This is a genomic window from Bacteroidota bacterium (assembly GCA_016720935.1).
Classification (GTDB): Bacteria; Bacteroidota; Bacteroidia; order AKYH767-A; family 2013-40CM-41-45; genus JADKJP01.
Genome location: JADKJP010000005.1, coordinates 390,838 through 409,833 on the forward strand (window position 1 = coordinate 390,838; position 18,996 = coordinate 409,833).

Annotated in this window: 16 protein-coding genes; 13 read left to right on the forward strand and 3 right to left on the reverse strand. The window is 41.1% G+C overall.

Annotated elements, in window-relative coordinates; genetic code table 11:
* Nucleotides 1–140 precede the first annotated feature (140 nt).
* Nucleotides 141–1,121: a bile acid:sodium symporter gene (locus IPP86_08060; protein ID MBL0138469.1), complete on the reverse strand. Its 981-nt coding sequence runs from the start codon at nucleotides 1,119–1,121 to the stop codon at nucleotides 141–143.
* A 188-nt stretch (nucleotides 1,122–1,309) separates the two neighbouring features.
* Between IPP86_08060 and IPP86_08065 the strand changes: the two genes are divergently transcribed.
* The 9 genes from IPP86_08065 to IPP86_08105 all read left to right on the forward strand — a co-directional run bounded on the left by IPP86_08065 (nucleotide 1,310) and on the right by IPP86_08105 (nucleotide 13,231).
* Nucleotides 1,310–2,185, forward strand: a complete 876-nt coding sequence (locus IPP86_08065; GenBank protein ID MBL0138470.1) for a M23 family metallopeptidase — start codon at nucleotides 1,310–1,312, stop codon at nucleotides 2,183–2,185.
* A 138-nt stretch (nucleotides 2,186–2,323) separates the two neighbouring features.
* On the forward strand, nucleotides 2,324–3,817 hold the full coding sequence (locus IPP86_08070; GenBank protein ID MBL0138471.1) for a GH3 auxin-responsive promoter family protein: 1,494 nt from the start codon (nucleotides 2,324–2,326) through the stop codon (nucleotides 3,815–3,817).
* A gap of 83 nt (nucleotides 3,818–3,900) precedes the next feature.
* Nucleotides 3,901–5,070 carry a 1-deoxy-D-xylulose-5-phosphate reductoisomerase gene (locus IPP86_08075; protein MBL0138472.1) on the forward strand — a complete coding sequence of 390 codons (1,170 nt, stop codon included), beginning with the start codon at nucleotides 3,901–3,903 and terminating at the stop codon, nucleotides 5,068–5,070.
* Nucleotides 5,071–5,298: 228 nt separating this feature from the next.
* On the forward strand, nucleotides 5,299–6,621 hold the full coding sequence (rseP, locus tag IPP86_08080; protein MBL0138473.1) for an RIP metalloprotease RseP: 1,323 nt from the start codon (nucleotides 5,299–5,301) through the stop codon (nucleotides 6,619–6,621).
* Between the two features lie 159 nt (nucleotides 6,622–6,780).
* Nucleotides 6,781–7,233: a c-type cytochrome gene (locus tag IPP86_08085; protein MBL0138474.1), complete on the forward strand. Its 453-nt coding sequence runs from the start codon at nucleotides 6,781–6,783 to the stop codon at nucleotides 7,231–7,233.
* Between the two features lie 410 nt (nucleotides 7,234–7,643).
* The gene (locus tag IPP86_08090; protein ID MBL0138475.1) at nucleotides 7,644–9,908 is read left to right on the forward strand and encodes a T9SS type A sorting domain-containing protein; all 2,265 of its coding nucleotides are present in this window, start codon (nucleotides 7,644–7,646) and stop codon (nucleotides 9,906–9,908) included.
* A 305-nt stretch (nucleotides 9,909–10,213) separates the two neighbouring features.
* On the forward strand, nucleotides 10,214–11,293 hold the full coding sequence (locus IPP86_08095) for an efflux RND transporter periplasmic adaptor subunit (protein MBL0138476.1): 1,080 nt from the start codon (nucleotides 10,214–10,216) through the stop codon (nucleotides 11,291–11,293).
* Nucleotides 11,290–12,549: an ABC transporter permease gene (locus IPP86_08100; GenBank protein MBL0138477.1), complete on the forward strand. Its 1,260-nt coding sequence runs from the start codon at nucleotides 11,290–11,292 to the stop codon at nucleotides 12,547–12,549. The genes IPP86_08095 and IPP86_08100 overlap by 4 nt, the downstream gene beginning before the upstream one ends.
* 1 nt (nucleotide 12,550) lies before the next feature.
* Nucleotides 12,551–13,231 (forward strand): ABC transporter ATP-binding protein, encoded by a 681-nt coding sequence (locus IPP86_08105; GenBank protein MBL0138478.1) that lies wholly within the window; start codon nucleotides 12,551–12,553, stop codon nucleotides 13,229–13,231.
* Nucleotides 13,232–13,273: 42 nt separating this feature from the next.
* Here IPP86_08105 and IPP86_08110 read toward each other — a convergent pair whose 3' ends face one another.
* Nucleotides 13,274–13,522: a DUF493 family protein gene (locus tag IPP86_08110; protein MBL0138479.1), complete on the reverse strand. Its 249-nt coding sequence runs from the start codon at nucleotides 13,520–13,522 to the stop codon at nucleotides 13,274–13,276.
* 84 nt (nucleotides 13,523–13,606) lie between these two features.
* Here IPP86_08110 and IPP86_08115 point away from each other — a divergent pair, with 84 nt between their 5' ends.
* The 3 genes from IPP86_08115 to IPP86_08125 all read left to right on the forward strand — a co-directional run bounded on the left by IPP86_08115 (nucleotide 13,607) and on the right by IPP86_08125 (nucleotide 15,589).
* Nucleotides 13,607–13,813: an RNA-binding S4 domain-containing protein gene (locus IPP86_08115; protein MBL0138480.1), complete on the forward strand. Its 207-nt coding sequence runs from the start codon at nucleotides 13,607–13,609 to the stop codon at nucleotides 13,811–13,813.
* A gap of 226 nt (nucleotides 13,814–14,039) precedes the next feature.
* Nucleotides 14,040–14,618, forward strand: coding sequence for a DJ-1/PfpI family protein (locus tag IPP86_08120; protein MBL0138481.1), 579 nt, complete (start codon nucleotides 14,040–14,042; stop codon nucleotides 14,616–14,618).
* Nucleotides 14,619–14,815: 197 nt separating this feature from the next.
* Complete coding sequence (locus IPP86_08125) at nucleotides 14,816–15,589, forward strand: hypothetical protein (protein MBL0138482.1); 774 nt, start codon at nucleotides 14,816–14,818, stop codon at nucleotides 15,587–15,589.
* A gap of 50 nt (nucleotides 15,590–15,639) precedes the next feature.
* On the opposite strand, the gene IPP86_08130 is transcribed toward IPP86_08125, so the two are convergent.
* A complete protein-coding gene (locus IPP86_08130) occupies nucleotides 15,640–17,301 on the reverse strand; it encodes a hypothetical protein (GenBank protein ID MBL0138483.1) in 1,662 nt (553 codons plus the stop codon).
* Nucleotides 17,302–17,402: 101 nt separating this feature from the next.
* Here IPP86_08130 and IPP86_08135 point away from each other — a divergent pair, with 101 nt between their 5' ends.
* Entirely contained in the window at nucleotides 17,403–18,974 is a 1,572-nt protein-coding gene (locus IPP86_08135; protein MBL0138484.1) for an aldehyde dehydrogenase family protein, read from the forward strand.
* The last annotated feature ends 22 nt before the right edge of the window (nucleotides 18,975–18,996 follow it).

Consider the following 18,996-nt stretch of genomic DNA (forward strand, 5'->3'; position numbering starts at 1 on the left):
AAAAATCAATTTCCAAATTACTACGGATTGGTTTCCGCCGAATTCAGGCCTGACTTTTCTTTCTTTGTGTAATTCCAACCCAAACGGTATTCAACCGAAAAAATTTTCATTTTTCGATGTCTAAAATAAATTTAGCCGCTTTACCCTGCTTTTGATTTCATTTTCCCGGCAATCATGCTCGCCAAAACAATTTGCAATGCATGATAAATCATCAAAGGGAGCAAAATTACCCCGGCGGTTGCGGCATGTTGGAAAAACACACTTGCCATAACCGATCCATGCACAAGAGACTTTTTTGAGCCGCAGAATGCTACGGTTTTACGATCCGCCTCACTGAATCCCAATAATCTTCCATACAAGTAGAGCAATCCAAACACCACAATAAACAAGACGACCATGCCGATTCCCAGTAGAAGTATCCGATCGAATCCTATTCCGGAAAAAGCCTGGTTGACAAAAGAATGAGCGAAAGAGGTGTAAACAATCGCGAGGATAATAATCTGATCGAAGCGGCGAAGTTGCTTTTTATTTTGTTCGGCAAATTTGCCAAATCTTGAATGTAAGAGCATTCCCAAAATAACCGGTAACAAAATCTGGACAATCAGTTTGATCACGATCCCGCTCAGGTCCATCACTGTGTTCCCGCTTGTGCTCATCAAGCTCATCCATAAAGGCGTGATGAAAACGCCTGCAATTCCGGAGAGGCTGGCATTAAAAATTGCTGCCGGAACATTTCCCCCGGAAATAGAAACCATGACAACCGAAGTGGATACAGTCGATGGCAGCACACACAAGTAGAAAATTCCCGTCCATAACATTGTTGAATCGGTACTATTAAAGAACGGTCGGATGCATAAAGCTATCAAGGGGAAGAACAAAAACGTAGTTGACTGGATCAGCAAGTGCATTTTCCAGTTTGTTAAACCTTTTGCAAAATTCACCGGATCCTGACGCAAACCATAGAAGAAAAAAATGAGCGTAATTCCATAGCCTGCTATTTCGGTCAAAGAAAAATGCCCTGTTTGAACACCGGCCTGCGGAAAATATTTTGCAAGAATAATGACCCCCGCCAAAGCCGGCAGAAACCAATCAATTCCGTAACGTGCTAAAGTGTTTTTCAAGATTTTTTGAAAATTCGTCGATCAATATATCCGGGAATGAATAAATCAAACGATAAAGTCTGATATTAGATTCATTCTTCCTGCACAAAAGTAATTTAATGGCATTGTGGTTTCGAATTTCATTTCTTAGGATCCCATCTATTTCCCAACACTCAAATTTTGTCATAGCTTTGCCTTCCTTTTAAAAAATGGCAGAAGACAAAAATAAACGAACATGGCTGCGCCGGTTGAAGAACCGTTTCCGGCTTGTGGTAATGAACGAAGAAACTTTTGAAGAAAAAGCATCCTTTCGTTTGCGGCCTTTGAATGTTTTTGTCGCCTTCGGATTGGGCGCCATTTTGCTGGTGATTCTAACATCGTTCATCATTGCCTTTACCGGTCTCCGGGAATACATTCCGGGATATGCTGATCTGAAAACACAGCGTCGTGTGCTTTATCTGGTTCAGAAAACTGATTCCATGGAACAGGAAATTGAATCCCGTGATCAGTATATTGAAAATATCCGAAAAGTGATTGACGGGAATTTCACGAAGAACAACCCCGATCAACAAGCTTCGGGAACTGTAAGCAATTACGATACGATCCACAAGCTCCGCAAATCACCGGAAGATTCCCTGCTCAGGCAGGAAATAGAATCTCAGGACCAATTTTCACTGGCCGTAAACGACAACTCTTCTCTATCGAACAGCATTAGCAGTTTCCTGTTTTTTCCTCCTGTAAAAGGAACACTTACGAATCGTTTTGATCCGGTCAACAAACATTTCGGTATTGATATTGTTTCGAATCCGAATGAACCGATTAAATCCACTCTGGATGGTACTGTTGTACTTGCCAATTTTACTTCCGAAACAGGATGGGTCATTGGTATACAGCACAGCAACAATTTGTTTTCGTTTTACAAACACAATTCCGCTCTTCTGAAAAAAGTCGGCGACTTCGTCAAGGCCGGAGAGGTGATTGCCGTCATCGGAAACTCCGGAGAATTGAGTGAAGGTCCGCATTTGCATTTTGAACTTTGGTTCAATGGAACTTCTCTGGATCCAAAAAAATATATCGCTTTCTGAACCAAAGATTGTTTCTCCCGGAATCAGAAACAAACGTCCTTCTTTTTGAAGCATCAATGTCAACCTTGTTTTTGAAAACATTCAAAATACTTTTATAAATTTCATCTCAAATCCCTACCTTTCCCTTCTATTTGTGTTATGGGATTTCTTTCTGTTTTAAGCCGCCCGCTTGCCGCATGGACTGCCCGTGAAACGCGCTACTGGAGCCGAAACGCGGTGCTTTTCCAGCAACGGATTTTTCAGCAGCTGCTCTTTAGCGGGAAAGAAACACTTTTTGGAAAAGATCACTGGTTGACATCTGTCAAAACCTATGTTCAGTTCCGTGAACAGGTTCCTGTCCGCGACTACGAAGGATTAAAAAACTATTTTGAAAAGATAAAAGCCGGAGAAGAAAATGTGATGTGGCCGGGAAAACCACTTTATCTTTCCAAAACATCCGGAACGACCTCGGGTGCTAAATACATCCCGATTACCAGAGCTTCTATTCCGAATCACATCAATTCCACAAGGAATGCACTATTGAGTTATATCCATGAAACAGGAAATTCAAAATTTCTCGATGGTAAACTCATTTTTATATCCGGTTCACCTGCGCTTGAAACGATGAATGGTATTCCGGTCGGTCGTCTATCAGGCATTGTTAACCATCATGTGCCCGCTTATCTCCGGAGAAACCAGATGCCTACTTATGCAACCAATTGTATTGATGATTGGGAAACAAAAGTGGAAACGATTGCGAATGAAACACTGCATGAAAACATGTCCTTTATTTCCGGGATCCCTCCATGGGTGCAGATGTATTTTGATAAGCTCCATGAAAAAACAGGAAAGCGGATAAAGGATATCTTCCCGAATTTCAACCTCTTCGTTTATGGTGGTGTAAATTTTGAGCCTTACCGGAACAAGCTCGAGCAAAGTATCGGAAAAAAGGTCGATTCCATTGAGCTCTATCCCGCAAGCGAAGGATTCATTGCTTATCAGGATTCACAAAATGACAACTCACTTTTGCTGATGGTTAATTCCGGCATTTACTATGAGTTCATTCCTGTGAGCGAATATTTCCACAACAACCCGACTCGCATCTCTTTAAAAGACATTGAACTGGGCGTTAATTACGCGATCATCCTCAATACAAATGCAGGACTGTGGGGATACAGCCTTGGAGATACCGTAAAATTTGTCTCAAAGGATCCTTATAAGATCATTGTCACAGGAAGGGTTAAACATTACATCTCAGCATTTGGAGAGCATGTAATCGCGGAAGAAGTTGAAAAGGCTCTGAAACAGGCTGCCGAACAACAGCATGCTGAAATTGTTGAATTCACTGTAGCTCCGATGATCACTCCTTCCGAAGGATTGCCTTACCACGAATGGTTCATCGAGTTCCACAAAATGCCCGATGACCTGGAAAGATTCCGGCTTGCAATTGATGAAAGTTTGCAGAAACAGAACATCTATTATCGCGATCTGATCCAGGGACATATTCTTCAGTCTCTGAAATTGCGTTTACTGAAGAAAGATTCATTTATCAATTACATGCGCGCACAAGGAAAGCTGGGCGGGCAAAACAAGGTGCCCCGACTGGCCAATGACCGGAAAATCGCTGATGAATTGCTGGTTTATTCTTCGTAAAACAAAAACTCTTCACCCATTACCCTTCACTCTTTACTCTAAATACCCCTGCTCTCAAAATAGATTTCATACATTTGCTTTCCATGCAGGAGAAGAAACATATTGCCATTCTTGGTTCAACCGGATCGATCGGAACTCAGGCCCTCGATGTTATTCGTCAGCAAGCCGATCACTTTGTTGTTGAAGTGCTCACGTCGAATAACAATGCGGAGCTGTTGATCAAACAGGCTATCCAGTATTTACCCAACGCGGTTGTGATTGGCGATGTGAACAAACTGGAAATGGTCCGCCAGGCTTTATCTTCTGTTCCGGTAAAGGTATTCGCCGGTGAAGAGGCGCTTGCGGAAATTGTGACGATGGATGATATCGACATCGTACTCACAGCTCTGGTCGGTTACGCCGGACTTAAGCCTACATTAAATGCGATTCGTTCCGGAAAACACATTGCTCTTGCAAACAAAGAAACACTGGTTGTCGCCGGAGAATTGGTGACCGCATTGGCCAAAGAGAAAGCTGTAAATATTTATCCTGTTGACTCCGAACATTCGGCAATTTTTCAATGTCTTGCCGGAGAATGGCACAATCCGATTGAAAAAATTTATCTCACTGCTTCCGGCGGCCCCTTCCGTGGTAAAGACAGAGCTTTTTTATCTTCAGTAAAAAAAGAACAGGCTCTGAAACATCCCAATTGGGAAATGGGTGCCAAGATTACGATTGACAGCGCTTCTTTAATGAATAAAGGTCTTGAAATCATCGAAGCACGCTGGTTGTTTAATCTCCGTCCGGGTCAGATTGATGTAATCGTTCATCCACAAAGTATCATACACAGCATCGTTCAGTTTCAGGATGGCTCAATGAAAGCACAAATGGGTCTGCCGGATATGAAATTGCCGATTCAGTATGCACTTGCATACCCACAACGTCTGAAAGCTGATTTCCCCAGATTCGATTTCCTGAATTATCCTTCACTTTCGTTTGAAAAACCGGACGTGGAAACGTTTCGCAATCTCGGACTTGCAATCGACGCGATGAAACGTGGAGGCAATATGCCTTGTATTGTCAACGCGGCGAATGAAATTGCCGTTGCCGCTTTTCTCAAAGACCAGATAGGCTTCCTGGAAATGAGCGATATGATTGAAGGCTGTATGAATAAAGTACCTTTCCTGTCGCACCCTACCTATGAAGATTATGTGAAAACGGATTTTGAAACCCGCAGACTTGCAACGGAATTACTACCGGCCTCATCTATTTAAACCTTTTTTTCTGCATTATTTGGGAATTCAATTGAAAACCCCTGCCGGTCGATATCTACACATACCAAACCCAATCCCGAGAGCCAATTTTTAGTATATTTGCATTCCATTCCGGAACAAATTTTCAATTCTTCCGTTATCCCATTTCCTGAATGAAGAATAATCTTAATACCCCAGGAACCGTTTGATAATTAATCATCGTTCTACAAATCTTCTACTGAAACACACATGGCTGGATTAATAATGGCTGCCCAACTTATTCTGGGCCTTGCAATACTGGTTACACTTCATGAACTCGGACACTTTCTTGCAGCCCGTGCATTTGGCATCCGCGTTGAAAAATTTTATTTGTTTTTTGACGCCTGGGGATTCAAGTTCTTTTCCTTCCGCCGAGGCGAAACAGAATACGGAATCGGCTGGCTGCCGCTGGGTGGTTATGTGAAAATTTCAGGAATGATCGATGAGAGCATGGACAAGGAAGCCATGAAAGCTCCCGCTCAACCCTGGGAATTTCGTTCCAAACCGGCATGGCAGAGATTGATTGTGATGATCGCCGGTGTAACGATGAATGTAATTCTTGGCATCGCGATTTATACAATGGTGTTGATGAAATACGACAAACAGTATCTCAGCAACAGCAATGTGAATGACGGAATTTACGCATTTGATCTGGCACAGAAAATTGGCTTGCAATCCGGTGATAAAATTGTGGCTATTGACGGAAAACCGCTGGTTCGCTTTGAAGAATTACTTTCTTCCCGGGTACTCTTCGGTGCAAAACTCACCGTAGAACGCGACGGCAGAACACATGAAATCAGTGTACCTGATAATTTCTATAAACAAACCATGCAGGTGGGCAAAGGAAATTTCATCATTCCTTTTCAGGCAAACCTGCTTGTTGACAGTATTATTCAGGGTAAACCGGCAGAGGTTGCCGGACTGATGAAAGGAGATCACATTTACGCAGTAAATGGCATGCGGACTTTCTCGATGGAAAGCTGTCGTAAAATGATCAATGAAAATAAATCAAAGCCCATCACCATGAAAGTGCTTCGTGGCCGGGATACATTGATGATACAGCCTGTAGTAAATGATTCCGGAATGATTGGAATTACTTACCACAGTGATTTTGGTTCCTATCCTTTAACCGACTACTCTTTGGGGAACGCGATTGGCTTTGGATCTTCGGATGCGATGGAAGCAATCACTTCCAATATCAAAGGCCTGAAACAAATTTTTGCAGGAAAAGAAAAAGCAAGTGATTCACTTCAGGGACCTATCGGAATTGCTACCATTTATGGAGGCATTTGGGACTGGAAACGTTTTTGGGCAATCACAGGATTGTTATCCATGATTCTTGCTTTCATGAATATTCTACCGATCCCTGCTCTTGATGGTGGTCACGTATTGTTTCTCACCATTGAAGTTGTTACCCGACGGAAACTCAGTGACAAATTCCTTGAGCGTGCTCAGATTGCCGGCATGATCATTTTACTTTCACTGATGGTATTCACAATCGGGAACGATATCTGGAAACATTTCCTGAGTTGATTTTATTAGTGAAGGGTGATGGGTGATGGGTGATGGAAATTCGTTCCATTCGCTACTTATTTATCTATTCAAAAATTTTTGATTACTTTGTTTCTTAAAATACACCATTCACTATTTACCTTTCGCAAATCACTTACAATCAATTAACCGGTAATCCTCATGCGCACCTTCGTTACTACCCTACTTATCATTTCTGCTCTTTGTCTCAGTTTTGCATTCACACCTGTTGCTGAAAAAGCATTGGATTCCGGTAACCTGAAAGTTCTTCCGGCAAATATTACTGAAGAACAACTGGATTCTGTGATGGATCATTTCAAAGCCTCGCTCGGTGTAAAATGCAGTTTCTGTCATGCCATGGATCCGGATACAAGCAAGGGACGTCATCTTGATTTTGCAAGTGACGCAAAACCTGAAAAAGAAATCGCTCGAAACATGATGCGAATGACAGCTTATCTCAATGCAAACTATTTTAATCCTGATCACAGTACACAGACTGATACATTAAAAACAGTAATGTGCTTTACGTGTCATCGTGGATCGACGCACATTGATTCAGAAGATTTACTCCCTCAGGTTGACTCGATCATTGAGCTCCAGCACAAAAAACACTAAATTAATTTTAGTGTACGATCTGCTATAGATTGAATTTTCGACTCCTCTTTTTTCTGTCTTCAGATTTACCCGGAAGTTTCTATAAGACGAATATTCGGTCTTTCAATTTGCCCTGCACTCCGCAAAAACTAATTTGTTTTCCGATTTTAACATAATCAGGATTTGCTTTTGTTGATAAGTGCAGCCGAATTTCCATTGAACATAATATCAGCCTCTGTAAGGCGCATCAACAGTGATCACATTGCAAAACTGTAAGGTATGTGAATCTGACTGCTTGTTAATAAATATGCAAGCTCTTACCCTTTTATATTAGATTCACTTCACGATTTTTCAAATCACAAAAGATTGTTCCGGGGAAAGGACAATCCGCTGGAGAAACAAAACTTCAGCATACAAAAACTCATATCTTGATGAAGAGATTCACACACCTGACACTCCTATGCCTGTTCTTTTTTACCGAGGCATCTAACGCACAAGTACCTCCTGTTCGAGGCATGTATGTCAATTTTGTAAACACATGGATCGGAGATTCTGTACAGGAAAACAAAATTCTTTACTACTGCTCCTCTAACAACATCAATTACATCACCATTTACGATCTCAATTTACTCAACTGGTCTTATACCCAAAAAAATGCGCTGGCGTCCTTTATTTCACGTGCCAAAACACAATCTGGAGTAATTCAGGTTGGAGCAGCAGGTGAAACTTATAATTTCTTTAAAAACTATATCATTCCCTATAATACCGGCAGGAGTATCGCTTCCGAAAAATTTGATGTACTCAATTATGAATTTGAATTTTGGCTGACATCCAGCATCACAGCTTATTATGGTCCGAATTATCTTACACCAAATGGATTCACAGTAGACACTGCCGGCGCATTTGCATTTGCGTTGCAGCAATTTCAAAAAATTGACTCCCTCAGTAATGTTCATTCTCTTTTGAATGAGATTTATCTCGGATGGCCCACAAGAGGGCAAATGCAAAAACTTGTAGCATCAGCCGACAGAATCTTACTTCATGCCTACCGTACAAGTGATATTGATGTTTACCAATACGCTCAAACCCGGATTTATGACATTGCAAGCGCGAACAAGCCAATACAAATCATGCCCATCTTTTCCAGTGAACCAACTTTTATGGGCCCCTGGTTAGATACACATCCCATTACCCAACCGTATCAAACATTCGAATCGCTTTTCAAACTGGAGCCTGCGTCAATCAAACAAAATATCAGTTTGCAGGGATACCAGTGGTTCCTGTATTCACTCATGCCGAAAACTTCACTGGCTAATGCTTCAATCAGTAGCAGCGGACCATTGAGTTTTTGTTCAGGAGGAAGTGTAACTCTCACTGCAAGTGCAGGAGCTGCTTACTTATGGAGTCCGGGAGGACAAACCACCAACTCCATCGTTGTTACAAATTCAGGAAACTATACTGTCACAGTAACAGGTGCAAGCGGAAACAGTGCTACATCACCGGCAGTAACAGTGAGCGTAACCAGCAGTGGCCCCGTTCCTACAATTTCAGCCAGCGGTCCTGTTGCATTTTGCACCGGCGGCAGTGTTGTTTTGTCGAGCAGCAGTTCAGGTACATATCTTTGGTCGAACGGACAAACCACACAGTCTATCACAGTAAACGCAAGTGGTAATTATTCTGTGCGGACAACAGCAAATGGTTGCTCTCAAAATTCAGCCACCACTGTAGTTAGTGTCACTGCAACTCCTCCTGTGCCAACAATAACTGCAAGCGGCCCTTTAAACATTTGTCCCGGGAAACCGGTCACGCTTACCAGTTCTGCATCTGCAGGTTATCTCTGGTCGAACGGAGCAACAACCCGCTCTGTCGTTGTAGCCGGAGCCGGTACATATTCAGTGAGGGCGTATGGAGGGCCGGCGTGTTTTGCAACATCAGTGAATAAAACAATTTCACTATTAACAGCGCCAAACACACCAGTAATTTCACTGAATGGTTCAGCAACACTCTCTGCATCACACCCGAGTGTTGCATTAACTTCTACTTCCGCAAATACATACCTGTGGTCGACCACACAAACCACTCGCAGTATTACAGTAAACATGCAGGGAAGTTATGTTGTGACTATCACTGCAGCGAACGGTTGTACCGCTTCTTCAAATGCTGTCGCAATCATTGCAAATGGTTGTACTCCTCCTGCTGTGCCGGTAATTTCCACAAGCGGGTCAACGGTTATTACATCGGGCCAAAGTGTTACACTCACAAGTACACTTGCCGGAGGTTATCTTTGGTCAACAGGCGCAACCTCCCGTTCTATAGTCGTGAACACAGCAGGCACCTATACTGTTAGAGCTTATAATGCCGGAAGCTGCTATTCAACTTCTTCTCCTGTTTCAGTATATGTGATAAGTGCAAGAATGGCGGAACCAGAAGACGCAGAAGAAAAGATTTCTCTTGTTACTTCGGCTTATCCGAATCCTGTATCCACTCAAATGAACCTGCTGTTTAGTTCAATTGTTGAGATGCAACAATTAATTCAAATTTTTGATCTCTCCGGCAGAGAAGTCTTGCGAAAATATACTCCTGTAAACGCCGGAGAAAACTTGATTACTCTCGACCTCTCAGAATTACAGAGCGGGCTTTATCTTTTGTGCAGAAATGAAGAAAAAGAAAACAGCATTCGAATTGTAAAAAAATAATTACCATTCCGGAACTGATCCTCGAACCCGGTATTTCAAAATCCTGACTGTTCTTCTGAGAATAATCAGGATTTTGTTTTTGTTGCAGTCATTTTAGCAGTCAAAAACAGTTTTACCCGATTTCCTTTTCCTTCGGTTTAATCCCGGATAAGCCAATGAATCTTTGATACCATTTTACAAATATTTGATATTGTTTGAATACTGTTGTTTAAAGAGGAGTCAGAAGGAAAAGAATGACAATTGTCATCTACTTTTGTGATCAAAATAAACCTTGAATTTTGTCTTATGTACTAACTTTGATAGATATGAACAAGGTCCTCTTATACATCCTATTGATAGCATTGTCTGGATGTGGGAAAAAAACCGAAAAAGTTAACCCCCGGAATGGTGCAATAACAGAATCGGTGTATGCTTCCGGAATTTTGAAAAGTAAAAATCAATACGATGCTGTTGCACCTGTAAATGGAATCATCAAACAGATTTTTGTTTCGGAAGGTGACCTGGTAAAAGCAGGAACTCCGATACTTTCCATTGCCAGTGAAACTCAAAAGTTAAATAAAGAAAATGCGGAACTAGCGGCACATTTTTCTGATTTGAAAGCAAATGAAGGAAAACTAAATGAAGCAAAATTGTTTGTTGATTTAGCCAGGAACAAAATGAAGAATGACTCAGTATTATTCTTCCGTCAAAAATCACTCTGGGAACAACAGGTTGGTTCAAAAGTTGAACTTGAACAAAGAGAACTTGCTTACGAAAACTCCAAAACTGCATGGTATTCCTCCATTGTAAAGCTAGAAGATCTGCAACGACAATTGGATTTCAATTCTTCACAGGCGAGAAATAATCTGAAAATTTCAAATCAACTGGAAAGTGACTTCACACTGAAAAGCGAAATCGACGGAGTTGTGTATTCGTTGCCAAAATCAGTCGGCGAAATTGTTGGTCCCCAATCTACCCTGGCTATCATCGGTGACAAAAAACAGTTTGTTTTGGAAATGCAGGTCGATGAATTTGATATATTGAAAATAAAACCGGGAGCCAAAGTACTTGTAACAATGGATAGTTACAAAGGTCAAGTGTTTGACTCAAGGGTTACACGTATATTTCCTTACATGAACGAGCGAAGTAAAACGTTTCTTGTGGAAGCGGAATTTAGCAATCAACCGGAGACACTTTATCCGAATATTACATTTGAAGCGAATATTATTCTTCAGCAAAAAGAAACCACTCTGCTTATTCCCAGAAATTTTCTTTTGCATGATTCTCTTGTTGTGAAAAGCAGCGGCGATACCGTTGTTGTGAAAACGGGAGCCAAAGACTATAAGCAGGTTGAAATAATTTCAGGAATAAAAGCAGAGGATGAATTGCTAAAACCAACGGAATGAATATTAAGCTGATCAAAGACATCTCTGTCTCTCTCCTGCTTGCCCGTTGGAAACAAACATTGGTCGCAGCCATCGGGGTAACGTTCAGCATTACAATGTTTATCGGATTGCTGAGTTTCATGTCGGGACTAAATCGGCTGCTGGATGGCCTTGTGATAAACCGTACCGCTCATGTTCGTTTGTACAATGAAATTTTACCTTCAAAAGATCAACCCGCGGATCTGTCTTCTGAATTCCAAAATCACTACAACTTCGTTCGATCAGTCAAGCCTAAAAAAGAAATGCTTGAAATCCGGAACAACGCTGCCATCATGAGTACGTTGAAAAAGGATCCTCGCGTTTCCGGTATCGCGCCAAAAATTACAGCACCGGTTTTTTATACGGTTTCTACAATTGAGCTCACCGGAGTGATAAACGGAATTGATGTGGAAGCGGAAAACCGTTTGTTTACCTTCAAAGATTATGTGACCAGCGGGAATTACATCGATTTAAAGAATGTACCCAATAGCATTATTCTCGGTAAAGGAGCTGCTGACAAAATGCTTGCAAACATTGGAGACATGATCAATGTGACAACAAGTCAGGGAGAACGCATGCAATTAAAAGTAGTTGGGTACTATCAATCCGGATTATCGGATATCGATAAAGTGCAAAGCTATGCTTCCATTGCTACCACACAAAAACTATTAGGTGTATCCAATAATTACATTACCGATATTCAAATAAAACTCAAAGACATTCAAACTGCTCCATTGCTTGCAAAAGAATTCCGGCAATTATTCGATGTTGAGGCAATGGACATACAGACCGCCAATGCGCAATTCGAAACAGGCAGCTATGTTCGTACTCTCATATCTTACTCTGTAGGGATCACCTTGTTGATAGTTGCAGGTTTCGGAATCTACAATATCCTGAACATGATGATCTATGAAAAAATGGATTCCATCGCGATATTGAAGGCTACCGGATTTTCAGGAAAAGACGTAAACAGAATTTTTATCTCCATCGCCTTGACGATTGGAATTTTTGGCGGATTGTTAGGGCTGGTGTTTGGCTTTGGTGTATCCGCGCTTATTGATCAGATTCCTTTTAATACAACCGCACTTCCCACCATTAAAACTTATCCTGTCGATTACAATCCAAAGTTCTACCTCATCGGCATTTTGTTTTCGATCATCACAACTTATTTTGCAGGATACTTTCCCTCACGAAAAGCCAGTAAAATAGATCCTGTCATCATTATTCGTGGAAAATAAAATGAACACGCCAATTCTTGAGGCCTCCGGTATTTCCAAATACTTCCACGATCCCGCGACCGTTCAAGTGCTCAACAATATTTCATTTGCCATTAAAAAGGGGGAGTTTATTTCGGTGATTGGAAAATCAGGTTGTGGAAAATCAACTTTGTTGTACATTCTCTCGACGATGGACACTGATTATGAGGGAAACCTGTTCATTGACGGGGAAAACATGCGGCCCAAAAAAGAATCCGAATTGGCGGTGATTCGAAATGAAAAGATTGGCTTTGTCTTTCAATTCCATTATTTACTGAATGAATTTTCCGTTTTAAGAAATGTCATGTTGCCGGGACAAAAGCTCATGAAATATTCCGACAAAGAGCTCGAGCATCGCGCTTATGAAAAGCTGAAAATTCTGGGAATTGAAAAAGAAGCATTGAAAAGACCGAATCAATTATCCGGTGGAGAAAAACAACGTGTAGCGATCGCTCGTGCCTTGATCAATGACCCCCTGATCATTATGGGAGACGAGCCAACAGGAAATCTGGACAAGAAAAACAGTGAAATCGTTTTTAGTATTTTTCAGGAGCTCACAACTACTTTCAATCAAACATTACTCATTGTTACACATGACAATGAATTTGCTGCCCGTACACAACGCACCATCGAAATGGAAGATGGAAAAATAATCAAAGGGTAATATCAAGAAAATCGAAAAGTGGATGTTTCAGGAGTCTTGGTTTTAAAATGCCATCAGGCCCTCGATTCCTTCCATTTCCTTATACTTTTCAATAATTGAATCCGCCGAGAGCATAACCTCCTTTATGGTGATACTGATGTATTTTCCGTTAGCAGATTCCTTTTTTGTTATCACCGATTCATTGGAAAATTTAGATTCTACAAGCGCGATTCGCTTGTTATCTGCCGGCACGATAAATTTAAACATATAAACCTGTGGCCAGTTACCGATTTTATTCAGCTCTTTCCGCAAATTTTCGTAAGGGTCAGGCATATTCATGCGATGAAGGTACGGAATAATGCATTTGTTACTACTTTTGAAACCTAAGCCTGGCACATGGAAACATTCAAAATGAAAGGAACAACAATTACCCTCAATCGTTTATTAAAAATGATGGGTTGGTGTTCAAGCGGCGCGGAAGCCAACGCCCTCATCGATGAAGGGCTTGTGAAGGTAAATGGAGTAGTAGAGCTGAGAAGACGAAATAAACTGGAGGCCGGAGCGAAAGTGGAATTTGAAAATCAGATTGTAGTAATTGAGTGAATCGGTCCTCACTGAAAATAATGATTAACGTTTTTCCTTTGACAAATATCTTTTTTTGCCATCAAGTACAATGGCTTTTATGACGGTGATTTTATACAAAAAGACGCTTCCTTGCCTTCCTGTTTTTTGTCTTTTCCAGAATATCTCTTAAAACTTGATCATTATCATTGGATTTACTTCTAAATTGGGTTAAATTCATGGGTTGTCTCTATCTAAAAACCCAACCATGAAAAAAGTTGTATTCATCGTCCCCCCAGAACTATTCCGTGATGAAGAGCTTCTTCGTCCCATGGAAATTTTAAATTTAGAAGGAATTCAAACCGACATTGCCAGTACAGTCATAAAAACAATAACCGGCATGAAGGGAACTGAAATCAATGCCACGATAAAAATATCAGAGATAGATCCCGAAGATTACGATTCGTTAATTGTAATTGGAGGCACCGGAACACAAACACATTTATGGAATTACCGGCCATTGCTGTTAATCCTGAAAAGAGCCCATGAAGAGGGGAAACTCGTAGGTGGAATTTGTTCCGGGAGTGTTGTACTTGCACATTCTGGTATCTTGGCGGGTAAAAAAGCAACTACCTTTCCCGCCATCAGCTATTTCACCGAGTTGAAGAGATCCGGAGCAATCTATAATCCTTCGGGTATTGAGGTTGTCGACAACATTATTACCGGAAGCGGACCTGATGCTGCGAATGAATTTGGAAAAGCTATTGCTAGAATCCTGAATGAAAATCTGAACAAATTTCACGAAAGTGTTTCTATGCCATTGAATTCTCCTTTCAATGATGTATAATTCTTTATTCTGATTTTAAAAGAAGAATCCGGCTGAATTCCGGAGATCTCTTACGATTCGTCTCTCTTTATTCGCGGAAAGAGACGAGCAAGATCTGTTTTAAGTTCCGAACGCCTGACTGTGTATATTATTACTTCTACCAGAATATAAATTCCGGTTTGCTTTTTACTTTCGAGGCACAATCCAATTTGTTCCGAATGAAAAAAACCTTCCCGAAAGGCATATTCTGCTTGTTTTTTGCAATTGCATTATGGTTAAACACAAATGCATCTGCGCCAGACTCCATCATTCCTCCACAGGGATCTATTTTAGTCATCCCTTATATCCCGGCAATGCATTTAAGCGATGCCGATTTTGATATCGCGGAGGAATCAGAAATGGACCAAGGTCAGGTACGCTCCCGGTTCCGGGCAGGTTTGGTAAAAGCCCTGAATCAACAATTTACCGAGGTCTACGATATACGTCTTCCGGAACAGGATTTTGTTGAACAGGATATGCGAGACATGGATCTGATCTATCATAGCCTCTCATTCGAACAGGACACCATCTATCCGGTTAAATTTCCGCAAAAGGATTCAACACTTTTATTAAAGAAATTGTTCAGAAAAAGCGACTCAAAAAGCTATAAGCCCATTGATAAAAAATACATGAATGTCGTTGTACGCGATCCTGCTTTGCTTCCTGATCTCGCGAAAAAATACAATAACGATTATTTTATTTTTCTGAATGAAGTGGATATAAAAACACATTTTGAAGATTGTATCAACCTGGCTTTAAAAATTTACCAGCGGGAAATCAAAGTACATTACACTATTTTCGATAAAAAAGGAAACCAGGTATATGGAGATGTTGCCGTCGTTCAGTTTCCATCCAATGAAAACCGTGTTGACGAAATCGTGAAACAGAATTTTCCGAAAATTTCTGATTATGTCTTAGGCTCCATGAAGCATTTGCACAAAGACGATCATTAACAAAAATCAAATTCCCCTTTCATGGAGATCATACTTATATTTAAACAGCATTAATTGATAAATTGATCGGTTTCGATCTTATAAATTCTGATTCCGGTATTCTCATCGTGGATTATAGGATAAACACCCTGATTTTCTCCTTCTGTCCACGCTTCGTTTTTCCATGAAAACAAAAACTGAATATTGTTTTTCTTTAGTTCTTCAAATTGCTCGTCAATTGTTTTGTGCGTCTCCAATTGACCATAATAATGCAAGGGTAAAAAAGAGGTGACAAAAAGCGAGGATGCATAATAGTTTCTTTCCGGTGAATCATTGCGGAGCGATGCCATATTTCCTGATAGGAAATGCTCCTCTTTCATTTTTTGACAGAATGATTTGAGCAGGTTATCTTCCCTGTACATAATTGCCATCGTTTGCGCAGGATGAGTAATCGCTTTTCCTAACCAGAGTGCCGACACTTCTTTATCCTCTCCGAATAATATTTCTTTGACCGGGCGTTTCATCGCCACAAGAAGCATGAGGAAGAACAAAACCGGAAAAATTATTCTTCGAGTACCTTTTTCTGACATCTCCTGTACCATCCATGCGCTCATCAACATCATGATCCAGGTACACACCCATATATAACGTGTATGAACTAGAATAAGACTGTAACCACCATAAATGCAAAGCATGGAAAGAAACAGAAAAAGTATCAACCGGTTATTTAAAATATTTTTATATCCCTTTTTAAAAAAATAAATGATGAAAATTATTAAAAAGAAAATTCCGGCTTGTCTTCGAAAATCAAAGTAATAAATGGAGAGAATATTCCTCTTCAATACACGAAACCACAGCTTCAGATCTTCCTTATTGCCGAATGGATGCAGTTGATGCAATGAAACAACATCCCCGGGCGCCTCCCATGCGCTCGCGGAAAGTGAATCAGGCGGAGCGATCAGTCCACCTGTCAATACCGGCAATTGCACTTGCTCTCCGGGCATTGGCGCAACCTCTTTTGTAAAATTAAACGCAGTTGATTTACTTAAGGTGAGTGTGTTGTATTTCACACTGAGCAATACTATCCAGGGTGCGGAGATAAGAGCAAAAATCATTAGAGACAAGCCGGCCTTTTTCCAGATGATGTGATCCTTTGTCGACCAGTAACGGATGATTCCTGAAATCAGCATTAAGGCAATAAACAATGGAAAGCCAAATGCTTTGGAATAATACAAGAAGGCTCCGAAAACACCGGAGACAAGTGCTGATCCGTAACCTACAAGCCACGAGCCTTCAGACAAATTCAGTATTAAAAAAATAAAAACTGTAAGGAACAGTAAGTCGGCAGTAGGATTTAATTGTGCGTATGAAATTACAAAAGGAATTATTCCTGCCTGTACCAACAGCAGAAGAATTCCTTTCAGTCCGGTTTTTCGTGTGAGTAAAAACCATCCATACAGGGCAAAACCTCCGATAATAAGTTGTGTAATTTTCAACGCAATGATTCCATTTAAGCCAATGCTTATGGGTAATGCGAGCAACCAACTGAATAGCGGACTCCAATATGCATTGGGAGCTAATGACCAGTTCAGTGTCGCGTATTTCTTTGCGATAGACAGGTATTGATAGGAATCGGGATTATTGACGTACCAAATTGTAAAACACATGCAAAGCACACTCCCCAGGAAGTATAAAAACAATAAAGAAATGAGTGTTTTCCTCGGATTTGGCACCTGATTCGGGTACTTAATTGCCTTTTACAAGGTCGGGCTTGATGTGCAAAGTATAAAATTTCAAGGCTTTTCGCTACCTTTGCACCGCTAAATTTCAATCTATGAAAACCGATACTATCGTCGCCAATGAATACGGAATTGCCGACGTCCTGAAAACTCTGGGGATTAAAGAAACCAATGCCGGTGCCTGTACAGGAACCCAATGGTTTGATACAAAAGGTGAGATTATTGAATCCTATTCACCTGCTGATGGCGCCTTGATTGGTAAAATCAAACAAGCAACTGCTGATGATTATGAAAAAATCATCAAAACTGCTGAAGCCGCTTTCAAAACCTGGAGGATGATGCCTGCTCCAAAAAGAGGTGAAATTGTCCGACAAATCGGTGATCAATTGCGTCAATACAAAGAACCTCTTGGTAAGCTCGTTTCCTATGAAATGGGTAAAATTTACCAGGAAGGATTAGGAGAAGTTCAGGAGATGATTGACATCTGTGATTTTGCTGTGGGTTTATCCCGACAGCTCCATGGATTCACGATGCATAGCGAACGTCCGAAACACAGAATGTACGAACAATACCATCCGCTTGGTATTGTCGGTGTGATTTCAGCCTTCAACTTCCCTGTTGCTGTCTGGTCCTGGAATGCGATGCTGGCAATGGTTTGCGGTGATGTGGTTGTATGGAAGCCAAGTTCTAAAGTAATGCTTTGTGCTATCGCGGTTCACAACATTATTGTCGATGTTCTAAAAAAGAATAATGTTCCTGAAGGTGTTGTCAATCTCGTTGCCGGCGGATCAAAATATGTGGGAGATAATTTCCTTGCTGACAAACGCGTGCCACTTATTTCCGCTACCGGTTCCACACGAGTAGGAAAGCGAGTTGGTGCAATCGTTGGCGAACGTCTTGGTCGTAGCTTGCTTGAACTGGGAGGAAACAACGCGATTATCATTACTGAAAATGCAGATCTTGACATGGCCTTGCGTGCCGTTCTTTTTGGCTCAGTAGGAACTGCCGGTCAACGCTGTACTTCAACACGTCGTTTGATCATTCATGAATCTGTTTATGAAACCTTCAAATCAAAACTGGTAAAAGCCTACGGGCATATTCCGATCGGCCATCCGCTGGATTCAAAAACACTGGTTGGTCCGCTCATCGACAAAGGTGCGGTTCAGGATTTCCTGAATGCAATTGAAAATGTAAAAAAACAAGGTGGAAAAATTCTCCTTGGCGGAAGCGTGGTAACCGGTGACGGTTATGAAAGCGGATGCTACGTGAACCCTTGTATCGCTGAAGTAAACGGCAACCTGGACATCGTTTGCCACGAAACATTCGCTCCATTGCTGTATTTGATGAAATACAAAAACATGGATGAAGCAATTGAATTACACAACGGCGTACCACAAGGATTATCATCAGCTATCTTCTCAAGAAATATGCTTGAAACCGAACGCTTCCTTTCTCACGAAGGTAGCGACTGCGGTATCGCTAATGTGAACATCGGAACATCCGGTGCTGAAATCGGTGGCGCTTTCGGTGGTGAAAAAGAAACTGGTGGTGGTCGTGAATCAGGTTCCGACTCCTGGAAAGTATATATGCGCCGACAAACGAATACGATCAACTTTAGCACTGAACTTCCGCTTGCTCAGGGAATTAAATTTGATACAGGAGAATAAAATTAATTTCTGCTTAAAAAAA